23 protein-coding genes are annotated in these 26,725 nt (G+C 67.0%); 9 read left to right on the forward strand and 14 right to left on the reverse strand.

Features of this window, described 5'->3' with window-relative positions; translation table 11 throughout:
- Positions 1 to 29: 29 nt before the first annotated feature.
- Positions 30 to 1,757 (reverse strand): bifunctional metallophosphatase/5'-nucleotidase, encoded by a 1,728-nt coding sequence (locus FGL98_RS12915; protein WP_146317180.1) that lies wholly within the window; start codon positions 1,755 to 1,757, stop codon positions 30 to 32.
- 18 nt (positions 1,758 to 1,775) lie between these two features.
- Positions 1,776 to 3,017, reverse strand: coding sequence for a homogentisate 1,2-dioxygenase (locus FGL98_RS12920; protein WP_146317181.1), 1,242 nt, complete (start codon positions 3,015 to 3,017; stop codon positions 1,776 to 1,778).
- A gap of 119 nt (positions 3,018 to 3,136) precedes the next feature.
- Here FGL98_RS12920 and FGL98_RS12925 point away from each other — a divergent pair, with 119 nt between their 5' ends.
- Both FGL98_RS12925 and fahA read left to right on the forward strand, forming a co-directional pair.
- Positions 3,137 to 3,964, forward strand: coding sequence for a hypothetical protein (locus FGL98_RS12925; RefSeq protein WP_146317182.1), 828 nt, complete (start codon positions 3,137 to 3,139; stop codon positions 3,962 to 3,964).
- Entirely contained in the window at positions 3,961 to 5,196 is a 1,236-nt protein-coding gene (gene fahA / locus FGL98_RS12930; protein ID WP_146317183.1) for a fumarylacetoacetase, read from the forward strand. The genes FGL98_RS12925 and fahA overlap by 4 nt, the downstream gene beginning before the upstream one ends.
- Before the next feature lie 19 nt (positions 5,197 to 5,215).
- Here fahA and FGL98_RS12935 read toward each other — a convergent pair whose 3' ends face one another.
- Positions 5,216 to 6,052, reverse strand: coding sequence for an RDD family protein (locus FGL98_RS12935; RefSeq protein ID WP_146317184.1), 837 nt, complete (start codon positions 6,050 to 6,052; stop codon positions 5,216 to 5,218).
- 66 nt (positions 6,053 to 6,118) lie between these two features.
- Positions 6,119 to 7,093, reverse strand: a complete 975-nt coding sequence (locus FGL98_RS12940) for a D-2-hydroxyacid dehydrogenase (protein WP_146317185.1) — start codon at positions 7,091 to 7,093, stop codon at positions 6,119 to 6,121.
- A gap of 64 nt (positions 7,094 to 7,157) precedes the next feature.
- Between FGL98_RS12940 and FGL98_RS12945 the strand changes: the two genes are divergently transcribed.
- From FGL98_RS12945 to FGL98_RS12960, 4 genes are all read left to right on the forward strand, one after another.
- Positions 7,158 to 8,390, forward strand: a complete 1,233-nt coding sequence (locus FGL98_RS12945; RefSeq protein WP_246136530.1) for a M24 family metallopeptidase — start codon at positions 7,158 to 7,160, stop codon at positions 8,388 to 8,390.
- A 4-nt stretch (positions 8,391 to 8,394) separates the two neighbouring features.
- The gene (locus tag FGL98_RS12950; protein WP_146317186.1) at positions 8,395 to 9,618 is read left to right on the forward strand and encodes an aminotransferase-like domain-containing protein; all 1,224 of its coding nucleotides are present in this window, start codon (positions 8,395 to 8,397) and stop codon (positions 9,616 to 9,618) included.
- Complete coding sequence (locus tag FGL98_RS12955) at positions 9,615 to 10,883, forward strand: M20 family metallopeptidase (protein ID WP_146317187.1); 1,269 nt, start codon at positions 9,615 to 9,617, stop codon at positions 10,881 to 10,883. The genes FGL98_RS12950 and FGL98_RS12955 overlap by 4 nt, the downstream gene beginning before the upstream one ends.
- Before the next feature lie 90 nt (positions 10,884 to 10,973).
- Entirely contained in the window at positions 10,974 to 11,654 is a 681-nt protein-coding gene (locus tag FGL98_RS12960; RefSeq protein ID WP_246136531.1) for a GntR family transcriptional regulator, read from the forward strand.
- 33 nt (positions 11,655 to 11,687) lie between these two features.
- Here the strand turns inward: FGL98_RS12960 and FGL98_RS12965 are convergent, their stop codons facing one another.
- The 5 genes from FGL98_RS12965 to FGL98_RS12985 all read right to left on the reverse strand — a co-directional run bounded on the left by FGL98_RS12965 (position 11,688) and on the right by FGL98_RS12985 (position 17,542).
- Positions 11,688 to 12,479, reverse strand: a complete 792-nt coding sequence (locus FGL98_RS12965; RefSeq protein WP_146317189.1) for an ABC transporter ATP-binding protein — start codon at positions 12,477 to 12,479, stop codon at positions 11,688 to 11,690.
- On the reverse strand, positions 12,469 to 14,286 hold the full coding sequence (locus FGL98_RS12970) for a branched-chain amino acid ABC transporter ATP-binding protein/permease (RefSeq protein ID WP_146317190.1): 1,818 nt from the start codon (positions 14,284 to 14,286) through the stop codon (positions 12,469 to 12,471). The genes FGL98_RS12965 and FGL98_RS12970 overlap by 11 nt, the downstream gene beginning before the upstream one ends.
- Before the next feature lie 13 nt (positions 14,287 to 14,299).
- On the reverse strand, positions 14,300 to 15,166 hold the full coding sequence (locus FGL98_RS12975; protein WP_146317191.1) for a branched-chain amino acid ABC transporter permease: 867 nt from the start codon (positions 15,164 to 15,166) through the stop codon (positions 14,300 to 14,302).
- Between the two features lie 4 nt (positions 15,167 to 15,170).
- Positions 15,171 to 16,367, reverse strand: a complete 1,197-nt coding sequence (locus tag FGL98_RS12980; protein ID WP_222432160.1) for an ABC transporter substrate-binding protein — start codon at positions 16,365 to 16,367, stop codon at positions 15,171 to 15,173.
- Positions 16,368 to 16,636: 269 nt separating this feature from the next.
- Positions 16,637 to 17,542: a fumarylacetoacetate hydrolase family protein gene (locus FGL98_RS12985; RefSeq protein WP_186526156.1), complete on the reverse strand. Its 906-nt coding sequence runs from the start codon at positions 17,540 to 17,542 to the stop codon at positions 16,637 to 16,639.
- Between the two features lie 186 nt (positions 17,543 to 17,728).
- Here FGL98_RS12985 and FGL98_RS12990 point away from each other — a divergent pair, with 186 nt between their 5' ends.
- On the forward strand, positions 17,729 to 18,430 hold the full coding sequence (locus FGL98_RS12990) for a FadR/GntR family transcriptional regulator (RefSeq protein WP_146317194.1): 702 nt from the start codon (positions 17,729 to 17,731) through the stop codon (positions 18,428 to 18,430).
- A gap of 37 nt (positions 18,431 to 18,467) precedes the next feature.
- Here FGL98_RS12990 and FGL98_RS12995 read toward each other — a convergent pair whose 3' ends face one another.
- Positions 18,468 to 19,964, reverse strand: coding sequence for an NAD-dependent succinate-semialdehyde dehydrogenase (locus tag FGL98_RS12995; protein WP_146317195.1), 1,497 nt, complete (start codon positions 19,962 to 19,964; stop codon positions 18,468 to 18,470).
- A gap of 68 nt (positions 19,965 to 20,032) precedes the next feature.
- Here FGL98_RS12995 and FGL98_RS13000 point away from each other — a divergent pair, with 68 nt between their 5' ends.
- A complete protein-coding gene (locus FGL98_RS13000) occupies positions 20,033 to 21,283 on the forward strand; it encodes an aspartate aminotransferase family protein (protein WP_146317196.1) in 1,251 nt (416 codons plus the stop codon).
- A gap of 76 nt (positions 21,284 to 21,359) precedes the next feature.
- Here FGL98_RS13000 and FGL98_RS13005 read toward each other — a convergent pair whose 3' ends face one another.
- From FGL98_RS13005 to hppD, 3 genes are all read right to left on the reverse strand, one after another.
- Positions 21,360 to 22,700, reverse strand: coding sequence for an MFS transporter (locus FGL98_RS13005; protein ID WP_246136532.1), 1,341 nt, complete (start codon positions 22,698 to 22,700; stop codon positions 21,360 to 21,362).
- Between the two features lie 236 nt (positions 22,701 to 22,936).
- On the reverse strand, positions 22,937 to 24,031 hold the full coding sequence (locus tag FGL98_RS13010) for a fibronectin type III domain-containing protein (protein ID WP_146317198.1): 1,095 nt from the start codon (positions 24,029 to 24,031) through the stop codon (positions 22,937 to 22,939).
- A 173-nt stretch (positions 24,032 to 24,204) separates the two neighbouring features.
- Positions 24,205 to 25,410, reverse strand: a complete 1,206-nt coding sequence (hppD, locus tag FGL98_RS13015; protein ID WP_146317199.1) for a 4-hydroxyphenylpyruvate dioxygenase — start codon at positions 25,408 to 25,410, stop codon at positions 24,205 to 24,207.
- A 107-nt stretch (positions 25,411 to 25,517) separates the two neighbouring features.
- On the opposite strand from hppD, the gene FGL98_RS13020 reads away from it, so the two are divergent.
- Positions 25,518 to 26,003: an Lrp/AsnC family transcriptional regulator gene (locus FGL98_RS13020; RefSeq protein WP_146317200.1), complete on the forward strand. Its 486-nt coding sequence runs from the start codon at positions 25,518 to 25,520 to the stop codon at positions 26,001 to 26,003.
- Here the strand turns inward: FGL98_RS13020 and FGL98_RS13025 are convergent.
- Complete coding sequence (locus FGL98_RS13025; RefSeq protein ID WP_146317201.1) at positions 25,997 to 26,674, reverse strand: IclR family transcriptional regulator; 678 nt, start codon at positions 26,672 to 26,674, stop codon at positions 25,997 to 25,999. The two genes, FGL98_RS13020 and FGL98_RS13025, sit on opposite strands and share 7 nt — an antisense overlap.
- Between the last annotated feature and the right edge of the window lie 51 nt (positions 26,675 to 26,725).

Consider the following 26,725-nt stretch of genomic DNA (forward strand, 5'->3'; position numbering starts at 1 on the left):
CTCAGTCTATCCGAAACTACATAGATAATCTAACTGATGACGGAGACCTCAACCGGCTCGTCACCGGCAACCAGTCGCCAGGTCGTCACGGGAATTCGATCGGGCTCGAGGCGTCCGACCGCGCGCACCCAGTCGATGAGCAGCTGGCGAATCTCCCGGCGGGCGTCATGCACCACCGGTGCCTTCGTCACGACCGGGTAGTGTCCGCCACCGGCCTGCCGATAGCTGTTCACTGCGAGGACCAGTCTGCAGTCCGGATCAACGGGATGGCCCGCATACGTCAGTGCCCTGATGCGCTGTCCGCACGGACGGCTGACGTCAATGTCGTATGCCACTGGTGCGTCGAAGGCACCGAGGATGTCGTAGTTGTAGTCGGGAGTGCCATGCGGTGCCGCGGCGGTCACTGCACCAGTCACCTCGTCCGGTGCAAAGGGACCCGGTCCGGCGACCTGCCGAAAGTACTCCGCGCTGCGCTCAAGGTAGGTATGCAGCTCGGCGCCCGTCATCCGCACCCCGACCAGCGTGCTCTCGTGCACGTACACGCCCGTCAGGTCTCGCACCGTGACGACACCGGCCGGAATCGCCGATGCCCGGTTGAACGGAGAGGTCACCGAGAAGATCGGCAGCCCCTCGGACTCGGTGCCGACGAGCGCCTCCCGCAGCACCTCGGCCTGCACCCGGTTAACCAGGTCCACCACGCGGCTCTGCCGGTATCTCGCTGCGGCAGAGGACAGCTCGGTGCTCGACACAGCGATCACCTCGTCTGCATAGCGGACCACCGTCTCGTGCGCCGCACGCACGGCCTCGGCCACCGCCCGGTCCTCCTGCGCGTCACTCGCCCGAAGCAGCTCTGCACTGCACTTCACGACCCGCCAGGTGCCTCCCGCACAGGACAGCTCGAGGTTCATCACACTCACCCGCATCCCCCAGCACAGTGGCTCGCTGAGCAGCACCGCCCGGCCGGTCACCTCGTTGCTGATGACGCGTTCGGCGATCTCAACGTGCGCATGCCCGACCAGGATCGCGTCGATGCCTGGGACCTGCCGCGCCAGAAGGGTGCTCACATTCTCCGCGTGCGGGATCTGATCGCCGTAGGAGCAGGCATCCGCATCCATGCCGGAGTGGCAGGACACCACCACGAGGTCCGCACCCCCACTCTTGAGGATCGGGACGAAACGCGCAGCCTGCTCGACAATGCCTGGAAAGCGCACCTGCCCCTCGACATTCGCGCGATCCCAGACCGCCACCCCCGGTGTGACGAGCCCGAGGATGCCGACCCGCAGCGGCGGGAGCCCGTCCACCTCGATGGTGCGGATGACGAAGGGCGGGAAGGTGGGTTCACCGGTCTCCCAGTCCACCGCGTTCGCGCCCAGCAGCGGGAAATCCAGCTGCCGCTGGAACGCGCGAAGGACATCCATCCCGTAGTTGAACTCGTGGTTGCCCAGGGCCGCAGCGTCATAGCCCAGAGCGTTCATGCCCGCCGCCATCGGATGGACGGCACCTTCGGTGACGGGGTCGACACGGGCGAAGTAGTGGGCCAACAGGGTGCCCTGGATCGTGTCACCGGCATCCAGCGTGATGCAGCGCTCCGAACCGCGCTCGGCGCGCACCTGCCGGATGAGACTGGCGCACCTGGCCAGCCCGACAGCGTTGCCGCCGACGTCGGCATACGCCCCGCCGTGCACGTAGTCCCAGTTGAAGACGTTGCCGTGCAGGTCAGTCGTGCCGAGCACGGTCAGCGTCAGGTCGGTGGTCACGGCACATCCACCGCAGGGTCAGGAGCGCTTGCCGCCAACCCAGCTCCAGGCGTACGCCCCGTCGTCGGTGGCGCGGCCGCCCTCGCCCAGCTCCATCGGCCGGAAGGTGTCGACCATGACTGCCAGCTCATCGAACTCGTGCACACCGACCGAGTTCTCGTAGGCGCCGGGTTGCGGCCCGTGGGCGTGCCCACCAGGATGCAGCGAGATCGATCCCTTGCCAATGCCAGACCCCTTGCGCGCCTCGTAGTCACCGTCGACGTAGAACATGATCTCGTCGCTGTCGACATTCGAGTGATAGTAGGGCACCGGGATCGAGTCGGGGTGGTAGTCCACCTTGCGTGGCACGAAGTTGCAGATCACGAAGTTCGTGCCCTCGAAGACCTGGTGGACCGGCGGTGGCTGGTGGACCTTGCCGGTGATCGGCATGAAGTCCTCGACGTTGAACACGTAGGGATAAAGACATCCGTCCCACCCCACGACGTCGAGCGGGTGGTAGGGATACGTGTAGATCGTGCCGACGATGCCGCTCGGGCCGTCGCCGCGATGCTTCACGTAGACCCGGGTCGACTCCGACACCTCCGCCTGCACGTCCTCGGCGAGCAACGGTCCCTGCGGTCCGCGCAGGTCCCGCTCGCAGTAGGGCGCGTGCTCGAGCAGCTGCCCGAACCGGGACAGGTAGCGCTTCGGTGGGGTGATGTGCGAGTTGCCCTCGATGGCATAGGCCCGCAGCGGCTCGGCATACCCCTCGTCTCCCTCGACGCGTGGCAGCCAGCGGTGCGTCGTCGCCCGAGGAACCATCAGGTAGTCCCCCTGGCGCAGCTCGAAGGACCCGAAGACCGTCTCGACGCTCGCGTTGCCCCGCTCGAGGTAGACGCATTCGTCGCCGATGCCGTTGCGGTACCACGGACTGACGGTGTCGGCGACGACGTAGGAGATCCGCACGTCGCCATTGCCGAGCACGAGGCGACGACCGGTGACCGCGTCGGCGCCGGTCTTGCCGTCCTGCGCGAACAGGTCGTGCAGCTTGAGGTGGCGCGGCAGCAACGGGTGGTTGGCGGTCGTGGCCAGAGAGTCACCGAGCTCCCACCGCTCGGCATTCTCGATCGCCGACGGCAGTCCGCGGTGATAGAGCAGTGACGAGTCGGAGGAGAAGCCCTCCTCCCCCATCAGCTCCTCATAGAAGAGGCCGCCATCGGGATTCTTCAGCTGGGTGTGCCGTTGCCGGGGCAGCCTGCCCATGGACCGGTAGTACGCCATCGACCGACCTCCGTGTCGTCTCCCGCGCCCGGGTTCGGAGCAGCAGGACAGTAGCCCATGTCCGACTATCGGACATTGATGTATCGATTTCTTCCCGAGCATCCAGTACGGTGACTCGTATGTCAACGCCGCTTCCGCCCTTTGCGCTGTTCGACGGCCTCCTCGACGATGCGGCCGTCTTCCCACCGGGAAACTTCCCGCTGGAGGAGGCCATCGCCCGTCGGATGCGGCGCCGCGGCACTGCCGCGGCCCGGTATGTCGGGCCGCTGCTGCTGCCTGTGGCTCTGATCGACGAGGCGCTCGCCTGTGCCACGCCGCTCACGATCTCCGTCGTCGGTCGTCCCGGTGCCTCGACCGGCGCACTGCTGGCTGCCGCCGAGAAGGTGGTGGCGTCCGCCGGCCACTCCCTTGCCGGCATCGAGCTGCCGCACGGCTCCGACTGGCGGAACGCCCTCGCACTCGGCGTGCCGCTCGCCGTGGAGATCCCCGCCGGCCCCGACGGCCTGGAGCGCCTCTCGGACATCACGGAAGTGGACGGCCAGGTCCACGTCAAGCTGCGCACCGGATCCACCCCGCACAACCCCGTGCCCACCCCGGCCCAGCTGGGCGCGTTCATCGTCGGTTGCCTCAGCCAGGACCTCGCCTTCAAGCTGACCGGTGGCCTGCACCACCCGATCACCGGTGAGCCCGCGGGTGCGGGCGAGACGCAGTTCGGGTTCCTCAACGTGCTCGTCGCCACCGATGCCGCGCTCGCCGGAGCCGGCGCCTCCGCCGTCGAGGACCTGCTGGCGTCGCGAGAGACCGACGCCCTCGTCGGCACGCTGCGGAGCCTGTCCGCCGACCGTGCCGCCACCATCCGCGCAACCTTCCACTCCTACGGGTGCTGCGACGTCCTGGACCCTGTGCATGCCCTGTCCGACCACGGCCTCATCGAGGAGCGCATATGACCACAAACACCTGGCTCGACCTGCCTGCCGACCACCCGTTCGGCATCGACAACCTCCCGTATGGCGTGTTCTCACCGGCAGGCGGAGCGCGCCGGGTGGGCGTGCGCATCGGCGATCGGGTGCTCGATGCGGGAGCGGTCGCCGCGATCGGCCGCGCCGTCGGAGTCGGCGACGGCCCCGACCTGGCCACCGCCTGGCAGACCCCGAGCCTGAACGCGTTCCTCGAGCTGGGTCGAGACGCCTGGTCGGTTGCACGCGCCTGGCTGATCGAGATCCTGACCGACCAGGTGCATCGGGCCGGCGTCGAACCACACCTGCACGAGCTCGCAGACGTGAGCCTGCACCTGCCGATCGACGTCGCCGACTACGTAGACTTCTACGCGAGCGAGCAGCACGCCACCAACGTGGGCAGCATCTTCCGCCCTGACTCGGCCGCACTCACCCCCAACTGGAAGCACCTGCCCATCGGCTACCACGGACGCGCCGGGACGGTTGTCGTCAGCGGCACCGAGATCACTCGCCCAGTCGGTCAGCGCAAGACACCCAAGGACTCCGAGCCGGTGTTCGGACCGAGCATCCGGCTCGACATCGAGGCCGAGCTGGGTTTCATCGTGGGCGGCCGGACCGAGATCGGCTCACGGGTCAGCGTCGATGAGGCAGATGACCACCTGTTCGGGGTCGCGCTGTTCAATGACTGGTCCGCGCGGGACATTCAGGCATGGGAGTACGTCCCCCTCGGCCCGTTCCTGGGCAAGTCCTTCGCCTCCTCGCTCAGCGCCTGGATCACGCCGCTGGAAGCACTAGAGCACACCAAGGTCGACCTGCCCGGGCAGGATCCGCAACCGCTGCCCTATCTGCGCGGCGAGCGCCCCTACGGCCTGAATCTGCACCTGGAGGTCGCGATCAACGGGACGACTGTCAGCCGCCCGCCCTACTGCGGCATGTACTGGTCCCCCACGCAGATGCTCGCGCACCTGACCGTGAACGGCGCCAGTCTGCGCAGTGGCGACCTCTTCGCCTCCGGCACCGTTTCCGGGGACGAACCCGGCCAGCGCGGCAGCCTGCTGGAGCTGACCTGGAGCGGCAAGACTCCGATCACCCTGGCGGACGGGACAACTCGCAGCTTCCTCCAGGACGGTGACACCGTGACCATCACGGGGTATGCCGCGGGAAGGGACGGCGGGCGTCTCGCACTGGGCGAGGTGAGCGGCACCATCCTCGCCGCCCACTGACCGCCTCGGTCCGCCGCCCTCAGCCTTGTCGCTGCTTTGTTCGCGGGCTGGTTCGCACGACGTAGGTGCGAGCGCCACGATCGTGGATCGCCCGGTGCAACCGGTCGAAGAGCGGCGTCAGGTAGTCGACGATCGTGAAGATCAACGCCAGAGGTGCAATCACCGAGATCAGCCCGCCGATCAGAGTGATCTGCTTGATGACGAAGCGGATCGCCGACTCCTGCAACGACGGGTTCCCGCCGGTGCTCGCCCGACGGACCCGGATCCCGGTCATCATCTTGCCGACCGTCTGCCCCCGGTAGGTGATCAGCACGATCTCGTACACGGCGTACACGATCAGGTTTGCCGCGAGCGTCTGCCAGGGGAAGTGCAGCACGGCCTCGGGTATGGCGGGTCGCTGACTGCCGTGGTTGACGGCGGTCATGACCGCATTGACCCAGTCCTGGTAGGCACTGATCCAGACCGAGACCCACGGGTAGGTGATCGCGACCGCCACCAGGAACATCAGGATGTTGTCGATGATGAGCGCGAACACGCGTCGCCACCAGCCGGACAGGCGCTGTCCGTCGGGCGTCGTCGGGACCCGTACGGGCGCGTAGCTCCCTCCGTGGTTCGAGTAGTCGGGGCGCCGGCCGCGCTCGGGGCCCCCATAGGGGTCGTGTGCTGCCGGATGCGGCGCGCGGCGCGCGGCATACGGATCGGCAGACGGACCCGGCGGCGGCGCGGTGAGGTGGGAGTCCTCCAGCCCCGGCTTGACCTTGGACATCACCCGGCCGGTCCACAGGATGCCGTCCCAGTACCTCAGCTGGTCGGGATTGTCGGGGTCGTCGTACCAGCCAGAGGCGCGCTGCGTCATACCGCCGATCCTCTCATCACCGGCGTCGAGGTCGCGCACGGCGCACCAGGGCGCCGACCAACGGCGTCAGGTGGCGACGAAGCCCAGCTGCTTGTCGATGACGTTCGGCATCGGCCGACCGTCCAGGAAGGACTGGGCGATGTCGACGAACTGGTGGGCCAGGTCGTCGCGCCACCCGAGGGTGTCGCCCGACATGTGCGGAGTCACCGTGACGCCCGCCAGGTCCCACAGCGGTGAATCGCCCCGCAGCGGCTCCTCCTGGAAGACGTCCAGGCAGGCGCCACGCAGTCGGCCGCTGCGGACCGCAGCCACCAGATCCGCCTCGACGACGCTCTCGCCGCGTCCGATGTTGACGAGGTAGCCGCGCGCAGGCATCGCGGCGAACACGGAGGCGTCGATGAGGTCGCGGGTGGCCGCAGTGAGCGGCGCCGCATTGATCAGGTAGTCGACCTCCCCGACGTGCTGCGGCAGGTCACCGCTGGCGATGATCTCGTCGAAGTCGTCGTCGGCGGCGCGTGCGGTGCGCCCGGCGCCACGGACCTGCACCCCGACGGCGCGCAGCAGCCGAGCGATCTCGCGCCCGATGCCGCCGGTGCCCACCACGATCGCGCGGGAACCGACCAGCGTGCGCGTCTCGCGGTGCGTCCAGGTGTGGCTGCGCTGCAGGTCATGGCTCTCGTGCAACTCCTTGACGTCGGCGAGCAGGGCGCCCAGGACATACTCCGCAATCGGCCGGTCGAAGACACCTCGGGCATTCGTGACCACGACCTCCGACGCGCGCAGGTCGTCGAAGAGCAGCTTGTCGACGCCCGCGGCCGCCACATGGATCCATCGAAGCGCGCCGCAGTGCTCCCACACCTGCGCGACCGCGCTGGAGAAGAAGTCCCAGAGCAGCAGCACCTGCGCGCCGTCGACCGCCTCAGCGAGGCCCTTCTCATCGGTATACCGCAGGCTCACCCTGGTCGCCAGGGTCTCCAGGTGTGCCGGGCGTGGGCCGTGCTCGGCACACAGCACCGCCACCACCGGTTGATGCTCACTCATGGTCACAACGTAGAAATCGAAGTGTCTGATTGTCAACAATTAACTTTGGAGGCACGATGAGTACGTGACCAACAACGAGGAGGCGGTGCCCTCAGCACCCACCGAAGAGCTCTACTCCCGCCCGTTCCCCGAGCAGGAGTACATCGAACGTCTGCATGCGGTGCAGTCGCGTATGGCCGAGCGCTCACTGAGCGCGCTGATCGTCGTCGATCCGGCAAATCTGTACTACCTCACCGGGTACAACGCCTGGTCCTTCTACACACCACAGTGCGTGATCGTGCCCGCCGATGGACCATGCCACCTGTTCTCGCGCTACATGGATGCGCAAGGGGCGCAGCACACGGCCTACCTGCCGCCCGAGCACATTCACGGCTACCCCGACTACCTCGTCCACCGGGCGGACATGCACCCCTTCGACTGGATCGCCGGCACCGCCCTGGAGATCGGGCTGCTGCCGGACACCTCCGATGCACACATCGCACTGGAGATGGACGCACACTTCTTCAGCCCCCGTGGGTTCCTGGCGATCCAGGGCCAGCTGACGCACGCGAGTCTCGTGGACAGCCACGAGCTGGTCAACTGGGTGCGGGTCATCAAGTCCGAGCGCGAGCAGGCCAAGCTGCGCAGCGCGGGTCAGATCGCCCAGCGCGTCATGGAGATCGCGATCGAGCAGATCATCCCCGGCCGCCGGCAGTGCGACGTCGTCGCGGAGATCCAGCACGCGCAGGCACTCGGCTCCCAGTATCTCGGTGGCGACTACCCCGCCATCGTCCCCATGCTGCCGACCGGGATCACGTCCGGCACACCACATTTGACCTGGAGCGACCTGCCGCTGCTGACCGGCGAGGCAACCACGATCGAGATCGCTGGGGTCCATCAGCGATACCACGCCCCACTCGCCCGAACCGTTGCCCTCGGCACCCCGCCGAACCGCCTACGCACAGTGGCGGATGCGGTCAGCGAGGGAATGGCGGCCGCGCTCGAACAGATGCGACCCGGGTCCACCGGCCGGGACGTGCACTGGGCCTTCGCCCGCACCATCGGTCGGTATGGGCTGGAGAAGGAGTCGCGGATCGGCTACTCGATCGGCATCGGATACCCGCCGGACTGGGGTGAGCGCACCATGAGCATCCGCCCCGAGGAGGAGACCGTCATCGAGGCCGGCATGGCCTTCCACATCATTCTCGGGATGTGGATGGACGGGTGGGGCTACGAGACCTCGGAGTCCTTGCTCGTCACGAGTGAGGGCGCAGAACAACTGACGAACGTGCCACGTGGCCTGACCGTGAAGGAGTGAACGTATGACACACCCGCCCCAGCAGAGTACCGCCTCCCTGCCCCTGGCATCCCGCGCAACCGATCTGGTGGGGTCCGTGATCGACTCCAGCACCTCGTTGCTCGCCAAGCAGACCCACGACATCGTCCGCTTTGCGATGGGCAGCCCTGCGCCAGAGGCGATTCCGACTCGTGCACTCGCCCAGGTGGGCGCTGCGGTCATGGGTGAGCACTCACCGGACGCATTCGACTACGCCGCGACAGAGGGTGATCCGGCCCTGCGAGAGGCACTGCTCGACATGCTCGCGGGAACCACCGACGCGACAACACCCGAGCGGCTGACCATCACCTCGGGAGGTATGCAGGGACTCGACCTGGCGTTCAAGCTGTTCGTCGACCCCGGTGACCTGGTGATCGTCGAGTCCCCCACCTACACCAACGGGTCCGCGACCGCACTGTCCTACCAGGCCGAGCTGCTCGAGGCGCCGGTCGATGACGAGGGCATGGATGTCGACCGGCTAGAGCAGCTGGTCGAGAAGGCCGGTCGCAGCCCGAAGGCGATCTATACGATCCCCACCTTCCAGAACCCTTCCGGCTCCACCATGTCGATCGCGCGCCGCAAGCGGCTGCTCGAGCTCGCACGGACGTGGGGCAGCGCCGTGATCGACGACGACCCCTATGGCATGCTGCGGTTCGAGGGCGATCCGATGCCCTCACTGCACGAGCTGGCAGACGGTGACCCGCTGGTCTACTCGGTGCGGACCTTCTCCAAGATCATCGCGCCCGGCCTTCGGGTCGGCTGGGTCGATGCCGATCCCGGGCTGGGCCAGCTGCTCATCAACGCCAAGCAGGCGATGGACACCTGCACCAACCTGCCGCTGCAGCGACTCGTTGCGGGATTCCTGCGTGGCGGGTACCTCCAGGACCACCTGGTCACGCAGCGTGCGGTCTACCTGGAGCGCAAGCAGGCCATGCAGGCTGCCCTGCAGGAGCACTTCGCCGGTCGGGCACGGTGGACGGACCCCGAAGGCGGGTTCTTCCTCTGGGTGACGTTCGGTGACGAGGTGGACACCGAGGCACTCTTCGAACCGGCTCTGGCCGAAGGCGTTGCCTTCATCCCCGGCAATGCGTTCTCACCGAGCAAGCGGTTCCCGAACGCGCTGCGGGTCTGCTTTGCCTCCACTCGGCCGGACCGGATCCACGAGGGTGTCGCCCGGTTGGCCCGGGCCGTCGACAAGGTGACGAAGTGAGCAGCACGACCGACCACCTTGCACGCCACCCGACCCCCTCCCGGCCGCCCGCACCGCTCGAGCGGCGCGCGCTGGAGCTGATCGACGAGTCCGACCTGGTCGGTCTGACGCAGCTGCTGATCCGCCAGCCCGGCCAGAACCCACCGGGGCAGGAGGCCGCCACGGTGGCGGCCCTGGTCGGCGCCTGCCTGGACCACGACCTGGCCGTGCGGACCTCGACTGCAGCCGACGGGCGGGACAACGTGCACGCCACCACGCGGGCCGGCGAAGGCCCTGGCCTCCTCCTGCTCGGACACACCGACGTCGTGCCGATCGGCGAGGGCTGGACCGTCGACCCGATCGACGGTGTCGTGCGTGACGGACGCATCTTCGGGCGTGGATCCACCGACATGTTGGGCGGACTCGCCGCCTGCGTGATCGCCATGAGCGCGGTGCAGCGTGCCGCTGCGGAGACTCAAACGGCCTTGACCGGACCCATCGAGCTGGCGGCCACGGTGGACGAGGAGGAGGGCGGGCTCGGCATACGGCACCTCATGCAGGAGTCGCATCCGCCCTATCTCGGGTGCATCACCGCCGAGCCGACCGACCTGCAGACGATCATCGCCGCACGCGGTGACTGCTACCTGGACATCACCGTGCACGGTGTCGCGGCGCACTCGGGTCGCCCGTCCGACGGCTGCAACGCCATCTACGGGGCGGCGCGCATCATCGAGTCCCTGCGCGCGTGGCACGACGAGCTCGCCTCCCACGCGCATCCACTCGCGGGTGCGGCGACATGGAGTGTCGGCCAGGTGGATGGCGGCCAGGGCACGGCGATCGTGCCCGCACGCTGCCGAGTGCAGGCCGACCGGCGACTGCTGCCAGGCGAGGACCCGGCGCAGGTGCTGGAGTCCGTGCGGCAGCGCATCGCGACACTGCGACTGCAGAACGACGGCCTGTCGTTCGAGATCGTGATGCCGATGAGCATGCCGGGGTTCGACACCTCGGCCACCGACCCCTTCCCGGTTGCCGTCGACGCCGCTCTGGCCGAGTCCGGCGGTCCCGGACTGCCATTGGGCGGATGGACAGCTGCCTGTGACGGTGGATACATCGCATGCGACCTCGGCGTGCCGACGGTGGTGCTGGGACCGGGATCGGTCAACGACCAGGCGCACCGACCGGACGAGTCCGTCGCCATCGCCGAGCTGCTGGTGGCCGCACGTACGTATGCCCTGACCGCCGCCCGGCTCCTCGGCCCCGGAAACCCTCGCCCGGAAGGAGACTGAAGGATCCGCCGGATCAATCCGACGTATTCTCACCTGGAGATGGAAAAGCAGATACCCCCGAGTCCCCGTAGCAGACCGAAGGAGCACCCGTTGCCTACGAGCCGGCACGCGCGCAGACCACTTGAGCCCGTCGTGCAGGAGTCCACGGCGAGGATGATCGCCGATCAGGTGCGCGAGGCCATTGCGCGCGGCGATCTGCCTCCAGGGGCCCAGCTCGGCGAGGCCGAGCTGTCCCACCAGCTCGGCGTCAGCCGCGGACCGTTGCGCGAAGGCCTCCAACGACTCGCCCAGGAGGGGCTCCTGCTGTCGATCCGCAACCGCGGACTCTTCGTCATGGAGATGACGCCAGAACGTGTCGATGACATGTATCTCGCTCGTCAGGCGGTGGAACGCGCTGCCGCAGAACAGATCCACCGCAAGGCTCCGGTCGATGCCGGTGAGCACCTGCTCACGGTAACCGACACGATGGCCACCACCTCCCGAGCCGCCGACGCCGCCGGTGTCGGCGAGGCGGACATCGCCTTCCACGAGCTGCTCGTACAGCTGGCGGGCAGCCCTCGGTTGAGCCGGATGCATCGCACGTTGATGACCGAGACCCGCATGTGCATCAACGCACTGGAGTCGACCTACGACGACTTCGAGTGCCGGGTGCAGGAGCACCGGGACATCGCACAGTCGTTCATCGACGGCGAGCCGGGGCGCACCGACGAGCTGCTACGACTGCACATGAAGGACGCGATCGACCGCCTGACCGCGATCCGCCCCGCCTGATCGACACACTGTGTAGGCGTGTTCGTCCGGTGGTCAGGGACGTTCGTCGGGACGCGACTCAGCCGCACTCGCGGAGCCACCCAGGAAGGACGCGACGAACTGCCGACTGGACAAAAGTTCGGCGGGCGTCCCCGACATCCGCAGAGTGCCGCCGGCGAGCACATAGGTCCGATCGGAGATCGCCAGAACCGCCCGCGCGCGCTGCTCCACGATGAGAGCTGTGGCACCGTCCGCGGCAAGTCCGCGCACATGCTCCTCGAGGAGCTCGTTCGCCACGGCCGGCGCAAGATTCGCGGTCGGCTCGTCCAGGACGAACAGCCGCGGCTGCAGCATCATCGCACGTGCCATGGCCAGCATCTTTCGCTCGCCGCCAGAGATCCTTCCAGCGCGGCGGCCAAGCATCCCTGCCAACTGGGGAAATACCGATGCCACGTAGTCGATGCGCGGCTGGACTTCTCGCGCAGGGAGCAGATACCCACCCATTTCCAGGTTCTCGCGCACCGTCAGGGGCGCGAAGACATCATCGACCTGCGGCACATAGCCGACGCCTGCTCGCACAACGTCCTCAGGCGCCCAGCCGGTGATGTCCTGCGAGTCGAGCGCGACCCGGCCACCGAGGACCTCCACCGTCCCGATCAGCGCCCCCAGCAGGGTGCTCTTCCCTGAGCCATTCGGACCGACCACCGAGACGATCTCACCAGGTTCGGCGGCGATGCTGACCTCATGCACCACAGGCCTCGTGTCGTAGCCCGCGCTCAACCCTTCGACCAGGAGCGCGGCGCCCATCGGCCGGCCATGATCCGCCTTCTGCCGGTCAGCCGACAAGGTATGCCTCCACCACCTCGGGCTGCTGTCGCAGCGCCGCCATGGTGCCCGCCGCAAGCACTCGGCCCTGCGCCATTACCACGACCGGGTCACAGAACCGGTCCATGAACGCCAACTCGTGCTCGACCACCCCGATCGTCATGCCACTGTGGCACAGCTCGATCAGGTGCTGGCCGATCTCGGTGGCCAGCTTCGGGTGTACTCCGGCCATCGGCTCGTCCAACAGCAGCACCTCCGGCTGCGCCATGAGAGCCCGCATGATCTCCACGAGACGACGCTGCCCGCCGGACAGGTCACCCGCATACTCGTCGGCCTGGGCGCGCAAGCCGAAGCCGTCGAGCATGTCCCAGGCGCGCTCGATGCTCACTCCTTCGTCCGCGGCCCAGTAGCGCCGGCCGAGCAGCGCGCCCCGCAGACTCTCCCCGCGCTGCTGTGGCACCGCGGACAGCAGGTTCTCCATCACGGTGAGCCGCTTGAACTCACTGGCGAGTTGGAAGGTTCGCACCACCCCGAGCCTGGCCCGGCAGTATGCCGGGACGGAGGTGATGTCGCGGCCGTCCAACCAGACGCTGCCGCCCGACGCCGGAAGGGTGCCTGCGAGCATCGCCAGGGTCGTCGACTTTCCTGCGCCGTTCGGACCGATCAGGCCGGTCAGGCGGCCTCTGCTCAGGGCGAGGGACACCTGCGCCACCGCGTCGACGCCACCGAACCGGCGCGACAGGTCCCGCGCCTCCAGGACGGCCTCACCGATGCCCGCACCGGCGTCGGCCTCGAGGCCGGTTGCTGCCTGCGCGGGGCCCCACCTGGGGTGGACCGCGAACTGGACCGTGCTGGGAGCCTTCTCGGGGGCCGCAGGCGTCGTCCGCCGCCGCTCCGGAATGATGCCCTGGGGCCGGAACCAGAGGAACAACACGATCAGCAGGCCGATGGCGACCCACTGAAGCGCGGGAATAAGCCCGGCGGGGCCAAACGCGGGGATGAATCTGCTCGCCTCCTCGAAACCGAGCGGGACCAGGATCGCGCCAAGGATCGCGCCCGCGTGGTTCCCGGCACCGCCGATGATCACGGCAGCGAAGAGCACGATGGTCTCCGCATAGCCCCACGCCGATGGTGCCCAGAGGGTGATGAAGCCCACCAGGACCCCGCCCGAGAGCCCCGCGATCATGCCGCCGATCACCAGCATTTGTGCGCGCAGCATCCGCAGGTTCTTGCCCAGCGAGTCTGCCACTTCGTCGTTGTCGCGCATCGCCCGAAGCGTTCGGCCATAGGGAGATTCGGTCATGCGTCGGCAGAACCAGTACGTCCCGGCGGCCAGCAAGATCGCCACCGCCGAATAGCCCCACTGGTAGCTCAACGACTGCGGGTCGAGGACGCTGTGCAACGGTGCGGGCACAAGCGCCAGCCCGGCTGCCCCATTGAGGAACGGACGGAAGTTGGTCACGAGCAGGTTGGCCATCACCGCCGCGACCAGCAGCCCGATGGCCACGAAGTCCCCACGCAACCGTCGTCCCACCAGGAAGGTGAACGGCAGGGCAAGTAGTCCGCCGACGATCATCGCCCCGATCCACGGCACGGGGAACGGGAGACCCAATCCGCCGATATAGGTTTGGAACCCGCCGTTCGCGGACTGGCTCGGCAGCGACAGAGTGGCCGCCGTGTATGCGCCCGCGGCCTGAAAGATGATGTAGCCGAAGTTGGTCACCCCAGCGACACCGAACTGCTGGTTGAGGCCAAGACACGCAATGACATCGACGGCGCCGTAGACCAGCAGGGTCGTCAGATAGAACGCGAGACCGGTTCCGCTCACTCCGACACCCCTTTCACGACCGGGTTCCGAGCAGACCGGTGGGACGCCAGGCGAGCATCGCGAACAGGATCACAAATGCGACGACGTCCTTGTACGAGGACGTGATGTAGGCAGCCGAGATCTCGGTGGCGAGCCCGATGACGAGCGCGCCGATCATTGCGCCGTATGCCTTTCCGGGCCCACCGAGGAACGCGGCCGCGAGGATCAGAATCAGGAAAAGATCAGCACTGGTGGCATTGAAGCTGCCGGCGTTCATGCCGAAAACCGTTCCCGCGAGCCCGCACAGCGCGCCACTGAGCAGCCAGGTCACCGTGACCACGCGACCGCTGCGAATCCCGCAGGTGCGGGCCAGCGAGCGGTTCGCCGCAGTCGCGCGCATCGCCTTGCCGAGTCGCGTGTATGCCAGAAGCACGTGTACTGCGACCATCGAAGCCAGCGCCAGGGCCAGGATGACCAGCTGCACCACGGTGAGCTGGAGCCCCCCGGCCTGCAGCGTGTGGCCCTGCGACATCGTGTAGGACACGCTGGTGCCGCCAACGTACGACTGGAGCCCGAACTCGATGATCAGGGTGAGGCCAAGGGCTACGATGACCACCGCGATGGGCGAGGCATGATGCCGCTGAAACGGTGCGTAGACAATGGCGTTGAGGACAAACGACAGCACGGCACCTACGACCGCGGCGGCAAGGAGACCGACCCACACGGTGATCCCGGCCTGGTTGATCCAGTAGGCGACGTAGGCGCCGACAATCATGACAGCGCCGAAGGCCAGGTTCAGCACGTCGGTGACGGCGAACTGCAGCGTGAACCCCACGGTTGCTATCGCGAGGACCGCAGCCGCGACCAGGCCGAAGCCGAACGATGCCAGGAGCAGCGACACCGGGTCAGCCTGCCGTGACGGCGCGCAACTGTTGCGGTGAGATCGAGCCGGTCACTTTGACGTTCCCACTCGGACCGTACATGTTGATCTGAAAGAGGCCAGTCGAGTCGTGGTAGGCGTCGAAGTTGGTTGGACCGCCGGGCCCTTCGTAACGAACCTGTTTGCCCGCCTTCAGCGCCGCAACGCCTTGAGCGAAAGAGTTCACCACAGTTGCGCCGGGCACACCGTTCGCGATCTTCTCCATGTCGGCCTTGTAGACCGACGGGTTGGTGCTCTTGGACTGGACCATCGCCAGCGCCGCGAGATTGATCCCGTCATACAGGTGGACCGACCCCGGCGCCGTGAGGTAGGTGTCGAAGTTGCCGGTATTGCCCACCTTCCCCTTGATGGATTCCAACGCTGCCTTAAACGCGCTGTATGCCGGCCCTGAGGTCTCCACAACCAGGTTGTCCGCCAAGAAGTTCTTCGAGAGGGTGGACGCGCCGACGGCCGCCGCGACCGACTTGTACCAGGCCGGGGAGATGGTCGCGGAGGTGCCGATCACCGGAATCATCTTGCCGCCGTTGAGTTGCTGCACCTCGGACAGGAACGACGCCTCCGCGGCGCCCAGCGCCTCAGTGAAGATCACGTCAGGATGCGCAGACACGATCTTCTCTGCCTCAGTGCGGAATGTCGTCGCGGTCAAGTCCAGTGTTTCGTTGGCGACAAGCGTCATCCCTGCCTTCTTGATCGATGCGATGGCGGGGTTGACGAAGGTCTGCGAGCCGATGTCGTTGCCGAAGGCAAGCGCGATCTTGTGGTACTTCTGGTTCTGCGCGATCACGACCATGGCATAGGACTCCTCCAGATCCGGGGGGACCAGCCGATAGAAGTAGTCGAAGTGTTGATGGTCGAACTCGGACTGCCCAGTCATGCCGAACACCACCACCTTGTTGGCATTGATGACGGGCACCACTGCAGCCGCCTCGTCGGAGGTCACTCCTATGATGAGCGCCAGGTTGGAGGTCGACGCGAACATCTGTCGGACAGCCGGCACCGCATCGGCGGGGTCGCCTCGCGTGTCCACCTGCTTGCACGACAGCTTGTGCCCGTCCGCACCACCGTTGGCGTTGATCGCTGCCGTCGCGCCGTAGCACGACGCCAGGTAGGTCGGGCCGAGCGCGGCATCGGTACCGGTGAAGGGTGCCACGTCCGCGACCACCAGAGTGCTTCCGTTTGCCGCACCCGGACCGCCCGACGGTGACGCAGCGCCTGAGGCGCTCGCCGTGCCACTAGGGCTTTGCCCTGACGAGGAGGTCGCTCCCCCGCACGCGGCCAGGCCGAAACTCGCCACGGTGACCAGTGCGAGCCCCATCGAGGCTCGCGACCTACCCGCCATCGAAGGCGTCCCGCTTCCGTGCCGACTACCGCAAGATCTCTTGGACTTCATCTCATGCCTCCAGGAATGTCGACCCGCAGGGTCCCGTGGGCCTATATCGAGTTGGACTGTCGAACGACTGGTTTCCAGGCCCAGTCGCCCGGTGCTGCCACTTCTGCCACGACCGTGTTGCGGATCGTGCCGACGCCCTCGACCTCGACCTCGACCACATCGCCGGGGGTGAGCCACACGGGTGGGGTGCGGGCAAAGCCGACGCCACCTGGCGTACCGGTGGCGATGACATCACCCGGGCGCAAGGTGGTGAAGGATGAGAGGAACTCCACGCACTGCACGACGCTGACGATCATCTGGCTGGTGTTCGCCGACTGCATCACCGCGCCATTCAGCGTCGTAGTGAGCTGCAGGTTGGTCACGTCGACCTCATCCGGAGTCACGATCTCCGGCCCGACGGGCATGCTCTGATCGAAGTTCTTGCCGCCTGTCCACTGGGTGCTGGCACGCTGCCAGTCACGGGCGGAGGCGTCATTGAGCACCACGAACCCGAAGACCGCATCGAGGGCATTGGCGGCACGAATGTAGCGACCGCCGGTCCCTATGACGACTCCCAGCTCACCCTCGTAGTCGTAGCGATCCGTCAGCGCCGGCTTCACGAGGTCGGCGAACGGTCCGGTCACGCTTGGACCACCGCGTACAAACACCTCCGGCCAGGTCGGGACGTCTCTGCCTCCCTCGACCGCGTGCTCGCGGTAGTTGACCCCGATGCACAGAACGCGCGCCGGGTTCGGCACCGCCGGCCCGAAGTCCGCCGCATCCACGGGGTGACCCTCATCGGTCGAGATACCGACGAGCGCCTGTAACGCGTCCTGCCCGGAGGCGAGAAGTCCCGTCAGGGTGCTCAGGGTCTCGTTGCCGGTGACGTCGCCGATATCGGTGTAACCCTGGGACCCGTGAAGATGCAGCCGCAATCCACGCCGCGTCGCAATCGTTGCAAATCGCACACTCTTCTCCATTCACACGAATGGATCAAAGTCGATTGGTGCACCAATCAGATCATTGGTCCGAGATATATGTTTGTCAATCCATCGTGAACTGTTAGCATCTCACTGTCAAGTGGCGGTGCTGACATATTGACAGTCGCTCACAGATGAGATTGGTTTGATTGGTTTCTCAACGAGGAGGGCAGGATGCCGACACCAGGCCCCTCGAAGACCCCCGCCGACCCGGCCGACCTTGCCCACCAGATCCTCGAAGCCGCACAGCTCGCCGGGCTTGGGGAGGGAGACCGGCTGCCCACGGAGCGCCAGCTTGCCGACGAGTACGGGGTGTCGCGCGTCGGCGTGCGTCATGCGCTCGCACAGCTCGAGGCTGAGGGCTCACTCACCCGCCAGGTCGGGCGGGGCACGTTCCTACGGAGTCGGGACGAGTCTGCAGGTCCACCGACCGAAGCAGATCTGCCGACCGACGTCAGTCCCGCGGATGTCATGGCGGTCCGTCGCCTGCTCGAACCGTCGGCAATGGTCCTTGCAGTGAGTCATGCGACAGAGCGCGACCTTCTGGACCTCGACCGGCATCTCGCTCGCGGCGACCGGGCGTCCACGTTTGCCGAGTTCGAGACCTGGGACATCGCGGTGCATCGCCGGCTGATCCAGTCCACTCGCAATCCGCTACTCATTCGGCTGTACGGGTCCGTCGAGTCAGCGCGTGGCGGGCCGTTGTGGGGGGAGCTCAAACGACGCAAGGACACCGCCGAAAGGCGCGAGGTCTATCAGCGCGAGCACCACTGCATCGTCGACGCCGTGAGGTCTCGCGACGCGGATGCCGCGGTTACCGCCATGCGGGTCCACCTCGCCACCGTGACGACGGTGCTCTTGGGAGCCGCGGTGTAGTCCCGGTCACGACAGGGGATGCCTGGAAAGCGACCGATCAAAGAGCGATGCCGATGTACTTCACCTCGAGGAACTCGTCAATCCCATTGCTGCCACCCTCGCGGCCGAGCCCGGACTCCTTGATGCCACCGAACGGCGCCGCCGGGTTGGACACCACTCCCTGGTTCAGCCCCACCATGCCTGACTCGAGGGCCTCCGCGACCCGCAGCGCACGGCGCAGATCATTCGTGAAGACATACGACACCAGGCCGTACGCCGTGTCGTTGGCGGCGGCGACGACCTCGTCCTCAGTGCCGAACGGGGTGATGGAGGCGACCGGCCCGAAGATCTCCTCACCGGTCATCCGTGCGGCCGCCGGCACATCCATGAGCACCGTCGGGGTGTAGAAGAACCCGGGGCCTGCGGCAGTGCCACCACCGGTCAGCACCCTGGCGCCGCGCGACGTCGCGTCCGCCACCAGGTCGACCACCTTGCGACGGCCCGCTTCGTCGATCAGCGGGCCGACATCCACGCCGTCCTCAGTGCCGCGGCCGACCTTCAACCCGCTCATTGCCTCGGCCATGCGACGACCGAACTCGTCGGCCACCTTCTCCTGCACGTAGATCCGGTTCGCCGCGGTGCAGGCCTCCCCCATGTTTCGCATCTTCGCAGCCATTGCGCCGGCGATGGCCTCGTCCAGGTCGGCGTCCTCGAAGACGATCAGCGGCGCATTGCCGCCCAGCTCCATCGAGGTGCGCAGCACCCTTTCGGCGCACTGCTCGAGCAGCACCTTGCCGACCTTGGTCGATCCGGTGAAGGACAGCTTGCGTGCCTTGCCGGATCGGATCATCGGCTCCATGACCTCACCGGCCCGCATACAGGTCACGATGTTGACGACACCGTCGGGCACCCCTGCCTCCTGCAGGATTCCACCCAACGCGAGCATGGACAGCGGCGTCTGGTGTGCCGGCTTGATCACACTGGTGCACCCGGCCGCGATCGCCGGGCCGATCTTGCGTGTGCCCATCGCCATCGGGAAGTTCCACGGCGTGATCAGCAGGCACGGCCCCACCGGCTGCTTGGTCACGAGGAAGCGGGCGCCACCGGCCGGGGCCGTCTGATACCCGCCGTCGATCTGCAGGGCCTCGGATGCGAAGTGCCTGAAGAACTCTGCCGCATAGGTGATCTCGCCGCGCGCCTCCGCCAACGGCTTGCCCATCTCCAACGTCATGAGCAGCGCAAGGTCGTCGATCCGTTCCATGAGCAGGCCGTAGGCCTGCATCAGGATGTCGTAGCGTTCCCGCGGGCTCGTCGCGGAGAACTCCTTCTGCGTCATGACAGCCGCGTCCAGCGCCCGAGCACCATCCTGCGGCGAGGCGTCCGCGACCTTGGCCAGCAGGTCGCCGGTCGACGGGTCCAAGACGTCGAACGTCGCGTCATCGGCGGCCGCGGTCCAGCGCCCCCCGATCAGCAGCCCGGTGGGCGTTGCCTGGAGGACCCGCGCCTCGTCGTCGGTGCGTGCTGCCTTCACGTCGGCAGAGGTGCTCACCCTCATCACTCTCCTGTTTCAAGACGGTTGCCGTGCGATAGTCTGATTGTTGACAATCTAGCAGAGGAGGAGCAATGGCCGAACTATCCGCGACTCTCAAGCAGGCCACGCCCGTGGTCGCCACGCGCGGTGAGGGAGTCAACCTGTATGACGCCCAGGACAACCGCTATCTCGACTTCACCGCAGGGATCGGTGTCACCAGCACCGGACACTGCCATCCGCGAGTGGTCGCGGCGGCCCAGGAGCAGGTCGGCAAGCTCATTCACGGGCAGTACACGACGATCATGCACCAGCCGCTGCTCACCCTCGTCGAACGACTCGGTGAGGTCCTCCCACAAGGGCTGGACCGGCTGTTCTTCGCCAACTCGGGGTCCGAAGCCGTCGAGGCGGCACTGCGACTCGCGCGCCAGGCGACCGGCCGACCCAACATGATCGTCTTCCACGGCGGGTTCCACGGCCGCACTGTGGCGACGGCGTCCATGACGACCTCCGGCACGAAGTATCGGTCCGGCTTCTCCCCCCTGATGGCAGGAGTGCAGGTCTCACCGTTCCCGGACCCGCTGCACTACGGCTGGAGCCAGGAGGAAGCCACCCGGTTCGCGCTCAGGGAGCTGGACTACACGCTGCAGACTCTCGCCCAGCCCAACGACACGGCGGCCTTCCTCGTCGAGCCGATTCTCGGCGAAGGCGGTTACGTGCCGGGCAGCACGGAGTTCTTCGCCGGGCTGCGCGAGCGGGCCGACAAGCACGGCATTCTGCTGATCGCCGACGAGGTGCAGACCGGCTTCGGCCGCACCGGCAAGTTCTGGGCCGGCGAGCACTTCGACATGTCCGCCGACATCCTCATCACCGCCAAGGGGCTCGCCTCCGGCTTCCCGCTGTCCGGCATCGCGGCCTCCAGCGCACTCATGGAGAAGGCCTGGCCGGGGTCACAGGGCGGCACCTACGGCGCGAATGCCGTGGCCTGCGCGGCTGCGATCGCCACCCTCGACGTGATCCAGGACGAGGGCCTGGTCGACAACGCCGCGCAGCGCGGCGCGCAGCTCAAGGACGGGCTGCAGCAGGTCGCCGACAAGCACGACGAGATCGCCGAGGTCCGCGGACTCGGCCTGCTGATCGGCAACGAGTTCCGGGACAAGGACGGCAACCCGGACGGCGCTACCGCAGCCAAGGTGCAGCAGGAGGCCGCCCGCCGCGGGCTGCTGCTGCTCACGTGCGGTCCGTGGGGTCAGGTCGTCCGGTTCATCCCGGCGCTCGTGGTGAGCGAGCAGGAGGTCGACGAGGCCACTGCGCTCTGGGCGGAGTCGGTGGCCGCCGTGCTGTAGACGACCGCGTGACGAGTGGCGGCCACCCTCCGACTGGAGAGTGGCCGCCACTCGTGCACCTGCCCGCGATGACCACTCAGTCCACGCCGGCGGCCTGCTTGGCGAGCTCCTTCTGCTCGTCGTGCGCCTCCTCGGTGCCAGGGATCTGGGTGCCGCGCAACGACTCCCCCTTGGTCTCGATGAGGAAGTATGCACCGACGAGACCCAGCAGGCAGGCCCCCATCATGTAGTACGCGGGCATCAGGTCGCTGCCCGTCTTGGTGATCAGCCAGTCGGTCACCGACGGGGCAGTGCCGCCGAATGCCGAGGTTGCCACGTTGTACCCGATGGCCACCCCCGCGAACCGGACAATGGTCGGGAACATCGCCGGGAAGGTCGCCGAGATCGTCGCCAGCTGCGGGGCGAACAGGATCCCGACGAGGGCGAACCCGATGATCGCGCCGGTCAGTCCGGTGCCGATCAGCATGTAGAGCGGCACGACGAAGACGAACAGGGCGGCGCAGGAGAACAGCCACATCGGCCGGCGCCCGATCTTGTCCGACAACCGTCCGAAGAAGGGCAACAGGCAGGCCATGACGATCTGGCCGAACAGCGGCACCAGCAGCGCGTCGTTCTCGCTCATCTTCAGTGAGCCCTGCAGGTAGGTCGGTGTGAACGTCAGGAAGGTGTAGTCCACGACGTTGAGTGCGATCACCAGGCCGAACAGCGTCAGGATGGGCCGGCGGTAGGTCGTGACCAGGTCCTTGTACACCCCGACGGGGTCCTCCTTCTCCTCCTCCTGCTTGGCCTCCAGCTCCTGGAAGACGGGGGTGTCCTCCATCTTGTTCCGCAGGTACATCCCGATCAGGCCGAGCGGGGCGGCGACGAAGAACTCGACCCGCCAGCCCCACGACGCCATCTGGCCGTCGCTCAGCACGCTCACGAGCAGCAGAGCGATCGCGTTCGCGCCGACGAACCCGGTCAGGGTGCCGACCTCCAGGAAGCTGCCGAAGAAGCCGCGCCGCTTGTCCGGTGCGTACTCGGCCATGAAGGTCGCGGCACCGCCGTACTCACCACCGGCCGAGAAGCCCTGGATGATGCGCAGCAGATAGAGGATGACCGGTGCCCAGATGCCGATGGAGGCGTAGCTGGGGATACAGCCGACGAGCACCGTGGAGCTTGCCATCAAGATGATGGTCATCGCGAGCACCCGCTTGCGACCGATCCGGTCGCCGAGCGGGCCCCAGAACAGTCCGCCGATCGGGCGGATCAGGAAGGAGATCGCGAAACCGACGAGGGTGAAGAACACCGCGTCGCTGCCGGAGGGGAACAGCGACTTGGCGATATGCGTCGTCAGGTAGGCGTAGGCGCCGTAGTCGAACCACTCGACGGCGTTACCCATGGCGGCGGCACCGATGGCGCGCCGGAGCACGGACATCGGCACCGCTTTGGTTGCTCCCGGATCAAGCTCCTGTGAAGAATCTGAACTCTTGCCATCTGTCATGGCAGATCTCCCGTCATCCGCAATTCACCGTCCGTCGACTTTGTAGACAATCAGACACACTACATGGAAATCCCCGGCAAGACTGCCGACCGGACCAGCAAAATGCAAACGCAGGGGAACGCGACACGCCGCGTTCCCCCGCGCTGACCAGCGAGAATCGATCCGTCCGATCAGCCCTTCGTGCAGACGGTCGAGCTTGTCATGGAGTACGAATTCCCCTGCATAGTTGAGTAGTTCATCAGCACGCGATAGCAGACACCGGATGGTACGGAATCGCTGACAGCGAGCGACTGCCTCGTGCCATGGCCTGCTACCGGGCCCATCGATGCGGCCTGGATCCAGCCGGCCGCGTCCTGCCGCTGCAGGATGTAGCCGGTCTCGTGGTCGTTCATATCGGTGAAGGCCACGCTCACCCGGTCCGCCGTCTGCGTCAGGACCGGCCAGTAGGGCGCACCCTCCACGAAGTAGGTCACGCACTTCGTGGGGCTGTCACCCCCGGCGCCCACTCCCCGCGCCGTCACGCAGGCGTAGTGGGTGCCCTCGGCCGGCAGGGCCGCGCGATGGATCGTGAAACCGTGGTTGTCCCCGTATCCGGGGTTTGCGGCGTTGAAGCCGGCCGACATGCCCGCAGCCGTGCCGGCGTCATCCTGCTGCACACCGTTGTCGGTCAGCACCAGCTGTACGGCTCCGGTCGTGTCCCAGTCGACCGCTGTGCCGGTGATCGTGTAGCTCGGCAGGGTCACCCACACTCGATTGAACGGATAGCTCCAGCTCTTGTAGTACCAATAACCATCCTGGCCGCCGCTCACGGACAGCTCGGGCGTCGCCGGCTGCGGTTTGGTTCGCACCGTGCGGCTGGCCACCCGGCTGTCGGTGCACCCGTAGATATTGCAGGCGTCGGCATAGACGTCATACTGGATCACGCTGTCCGGCGGCGCGCCGGGATCGGTATACGCGGTGCTGTTGGCCGCGAGCGCGACCGGCTGTCCCACGACGCCGCCGACCGTACGCCGCACGAAGTAGGCGCTCTCGGACCCGGAGTTGTCCGCCCAGGTCAGCGACACGCGGGTCTGCATCACCGCGGTCGCGCTCAGCCCGGTGGGAGCCACCGGAGCGGCGGGCGGCGAGAAGCACCAGTCCGGCGGCATCGGCGCGCTGCGGCACGGCGACAGGGCGTCCGCCGGTGGGGCGTTGGTGGCCCCGAGACCGAGGAGTCCGAGGGCGGTGATGGACAGTGCTGCGAATGCACGCGTGTGACGACGCATGAGATCCCCTTCCAAGGAATATCGATGACTGGAAGGAGGGTGGGCACCTGGGTCTGATACATGACGCCGGACATGTTGCGCGTCGGCGCCGCAGGGGCGATCGCGTCGACCGTGCGACGCGGCAAGCCCCCACCCGGGCAGATCTACCGGGTGGGGGCTTGTCCGCTGCGGGACTACAGGTTGCCGCGCTTGTCCTGCTCCCGCTCGATGGCCTCGAAGAGCGCCTTGAAGTTGCCCTTGCCGAAGCCGAGCGAACCGTGCCGCTCGATCAGCTCGAAGAACACCGTGGGACGGTCGCCCAGCGGCTTGGTGAAGATCTGCAGCAGGTAGCCGTCCTCGTCACGGTCGACCAGGATGCCGCGCTTCTGCAGCTCTTCGACCGGCACGCGGACGTTGCCGATCCGTGAGCGCAGCTCGTCGTCCTCGTAGTACGAGTCGGGCGTGTCCAGGAACTCGACTCCGTTGGTGCGCAGGGCATCCACCGTCCCCAAGATGTCGCCGGTCGCGACCGCGAGGTGCTGCGCACCGGCGCCGCGGTAGAACTCGAGGTACTCGTCGATCTGCGACTTCTTCTTGGCGATGGCCGGCTCGTTGAGCGGGAACTTGACCCGGTGGTTGCCGTTCGCGACGACCTTGCTCATCAGGGCGGAGTAGTCGGTGGCGATGTCGTCGCCGATGAACTCGGCCATGTTGACAAAGCCCATGACCTTGTTGTAGAAGGTCACCCACTCGTCCATCTTGCCCAGCTCGACATTGCCGACGATGTGGTCGAGCGCCTGGAAGAGACGCTTCGGCTGACCGTCGCGCTTGACGAAGTTCGAGGTGCGGGCTTCATAACCGGGCAGGTACGCCCCGTGGTAGCGGCTCCGGTCGACCAGCGTGTGACGGGTGTCACCGTAGGTGGCAATGGCGCCGATCCGCACGGTGCCGTGCTCGTCGCTGACGTCCTCGGGCTCCTGCAGGATGGTGGCGCCGGCCTTACGCGCCTGCGCGATGCACTTGTCGACGTCCGGCACCTCGAGGGCGATGTCGACAACGCCGTCGCCGTGCTTGCGGTGGTGCTCCACCAGCGGGCTCTCCGGGTCGACCGCACCGTTGATCACAAACCGGATCGAACCGCTCTTCAGCACGAACGACTTGTGGTCGCGGTTGCCGGTCTCCGGGCCGGAGTAGGCAACGAGCTCCATCCCCCACGCCGCCTGGTAGTAGTGCGCGGACTGGGTGGCATTGCCCGAGACGAAGACGATGGAGTCCCAGCCGGTGACCGGGAACGGGTCCGTGTCGGCGTCGTACTCCACCAGGCCAACAAGCTGCTTGAGCTGGTTGAGGTCGAGCTCGGCCTCGCGCTCCTGTGGGGTGAGATTCACGATGTCTGTCATATGGACACTGTGACCCCACTCACTCGACTAGGCAACCCAGCACCTTTGACCTGGTCACGATGTGCATTTTGTCTGCCCCGAACGCCACATCCCTCTACAATTTGACCATGGTCAAGGCGCGCCGGATCGATCCATTGGATGCTCGACTGCTGACCCTGCTCACGCAGGACCCGCAGATCGGGGTGCTCGGCGCATCCCGAGCGCTCGACGTCGCCCGCGGGACCGTGCAGTCCCGCCTGGAGCATTTGGTGGCCGACGGTGTCATCGGGACGTTCGCACCGTCGGTCTCGCCCGCGGCCCTCGGCTATCCGGTGATGGCCTTTTGCACCCTGTCGATCCAGCAGCGGCGGGGGCACGATGCCGTCGTGAAGCATCTCGACGGCATACCTGAGGTCCTGGAGGTGCACACGATCACCGGTGACGGCGACCTGTTCGTCCGGGTGGTCGCGAGGGACAACGCCGACCTGCAAAGAGTCATCGACCGAGCGGTGGGCACGGCCCTCGTGGTGCGGACCTCCACGGTCATCGCGCTCGCCGAGCTGATCGGGCACCGCACCCTGCCGCTCGTGCAGGAGGCGGCACGTCGTCAGTGACCGGCCAGCCGGCCGGCCAACGCCGTCGCGCACGCGACGACCTTCGGCGCAACCGCGGCGTCGTCGAAGGCGCCCAGGCACACCACTCCGACCGATGCCTCCAGCCCGGGTATGCCGAGCACCGGCGCCGCAAGTCCATGCGCACCGGCCTGCAGCTCGCCGTCGGTGCTGACATAGGCAGTGGACACGCCGGTGCCCTCTGCGGTCGTCCTCCGGCCCGCGAGGATCGCGCGACCGGCCGCGCCGGCATGCAGGGCGTGCCGGCTCCCGACCCGATAGCTGACGTGCAGGTCCGTCCACCGAGGCTCGACGACCGCAATCGCCAGCGCCTCTTCGCCCTCGGCGACGGTGAGATGCGCCGTCGCGCCGGCCTCGTCGGCCAGACCCCGCAGCAGCGGGACCGCAGCATCCCGCAGCAGCGGAAGCACCGAGGACGCCAGGCGGGTCAGGCCCATGCCGAGCGTGAGGCGACCATCGGACCGGCGCGACACGAAGTCCTTGGCCGACAGCGATGCCACCAGGCGGTAGACCACCGGCCGACCTACACCCAGCTCCGCCGCGAGCTGGGTGTAGGTCAGGCCGGTGGGTGCATCGGCGAGCAGTTCGAGCACGGCCAGGCCGCGATCGAGGGTCTGCGATCGCTCAGCACCCGCTCGCCGTTCGTCCGCCATGCATGGCAACCTACCGTGGTCACCACACCGCACGACCAACCTCACGAGATG

Source organism: Leekyejoonella antrihumi (assembly GCF_007845645.1).
In the GTDB taxonomy this organism is placed as follows: Bacteria; Actinomycetota; Actinomycetes; order Actinomycetales; family Dermatophilaceae; genus Leekyejoonella; species Leekyejoonella antrihumi.